Here is a 1,365-nt window from a genome sequence, read left to right on the forward strand (position 1 = left end):
CTCTTTCCTGTTCAGCCGCGGGCGGCGCTGAAACCGGGCACGGTGGACTCGGCGAGGTTAATGATGCGCTTAGCCTCAAGGGCGGACCTATAGTCCTTCTCGGGCTGCGACTCGAAGATTCGCTCCGGACGAGCGTGGTGCTCCACCCAGACCCGCCAGCCGTTGGCCGCGATCTTCTCGCCTGCCGCCAGCGCTTCGGCGCGCAACATAGGGTTATCGGCGTTCGCAGTCACACGGGAGAACATGGACGGGTTCCCGACCACGTACATCAGGTTCCACACCTTCTTGGCCATGGTGCTCTCTCCGTGATTCAGTCCGGCTGCAGTTCGGTGGATGAGACCTTGGCCTTGGCCAGGCGATCCCACCACCCTTCGTACTTCTCCTCGTGCCAACCGTCTGGCGAGTCGGCATCTGCCGATCCACCCCGCGACAGCCACCAGTCGGCGTACTTCCAACCATCGGCATACCGGGAGGTGCAACCAGCAGGCACAGGCAATGATGTGTGGTTAGTCGACATATTCGTTTCCTTGCTCAGTCAGGCGTTGTTGTTCAGCGAAGCCAGCAATGCCTTCACGTCCGACTCGAATTCGGCGCGACCGGCAACACCTGAGGCCGGGGCATCATGCGCCAGCGAATAGCGCTGATGCGGCATCTTGTGCTCGATATAGGCCTGGCCGCTCAGGCGGCTCTCGGGTGTGTAAACCACGGTGCCGTCCCCCTTCTGCGTCACGGCCAGCGGAGTGCGGTTGCCGTCGATGACGATGCGGCTGGAGGTGTCGATCTGGATCATGCTTTGCTCCTAGTGGAACGCCAGGAACCGCCTGGACTCGGGTTTGTCGATGGCCAGACTATATCAACGCCTAGACGATGATGCAAGCACTATTTGTAGAGGCGCTTTGCCTCATTGTGCTCCTCGGCAATTCGCTTGGCGGCTCGATGCACAGCCTGGGGCGTCGTTTGCACAGACCGCGCGGCTTCTGCATTCGGAACCTCGTGGACCAGCACCAGCTTGGCGCCCTGCCTGGCTGGGTCTTTGCAGCGGATCAGTCGTGCAATGAAGTCGAATTGTTGTTCTGTCATCGTCATGGCGTTGATGATACCGACATCAGATGACCCGCGCCACAATTCGACCGAGATCGACAGGATCTCCCTCGCATAACGCCTTAGCAGCCGATAGCGTAGCCAGGCCCAGCACTTCGCGGATGTGCCTCAGGTCGTAGCCCTCGCGCTTAAGGCGCACACCGAACGTGCGGCGCGCGGATAGGGCGCCAGCGGCCTCGATGCCGGCCTGATCGTGCAGCTTGCGGATCGTCTGGGTCAGGGACTCGCAGGAGCGCGACAAGTTGCCGGCGCTGGTCCTGCGCG

General features: G+C 61.6%; 4 protein-coding genes and 1 pseudogene. All 5 read right to left on the reverse strand.

Translation table 11 applies throughout. The features are described 5' to 3' along the window. Positions 1-11: 11 nt before the first annotated feature. Positions 12-293: a hypothetical protein gene (locus tag WG898_RS25105; RefSeq protein ID WP_339605509.1), complete on the reverse strand. Its 282-nt coding sequence runs from the start codon at positions 291-293 to the stop codon at positions 12-14. A 17-nt stretch (positions 294-310) separates the two neighbouring features. Next, positions 311-517: a hypothetical protein gene (locus tag WG898_RS25110; protein ID WP_339605510.1), complete on the reverse strand. Its 207-nt coding sequence runs from the start codon at positions 515-517 to the stop codon at positions 311-313. A gap of 18 nt (positions 518-535) precedes the next feature. Further along, positions 536-790, reverse strand: a complete 255-nt coding sequence (locus WG898_RS25115; RefSeq protein WP_339605511.1) for a hypothetical protein — start codon at positions 788-790, stop codon at positions 536-538. A gap of 89 nt (positions 791-879) precedes the next feature. Next, on the reverse strand, positions 880-1,086 hold the full coding sequence (locus WG898_RS25120) for a TrfB-related DNA-binding protein (protein WP_339605512.1): 207 nt from the start codon (positions 1,084-1,086) through the stop codon (positions 880-882). 19 nt (positions 1,087-1,105) lie between these two features. Continuing rightward, positions 1,106-1,365: pseudogene (locus WG898_RS25125) on the reverse strand (site-specific integrase); the annotation flags it as partial.

It is taken from the genome of Paucibacter soli, from assembly GCF_037482845.1.
GTDB classification, from domain to species: domain Bacteria; phylum Pseudomonadota; class Gammaproteobacteria; order Burkholderiales; family Burkholderiaceae_C; genus Paucibacter_B; species Paucibacter_B soli.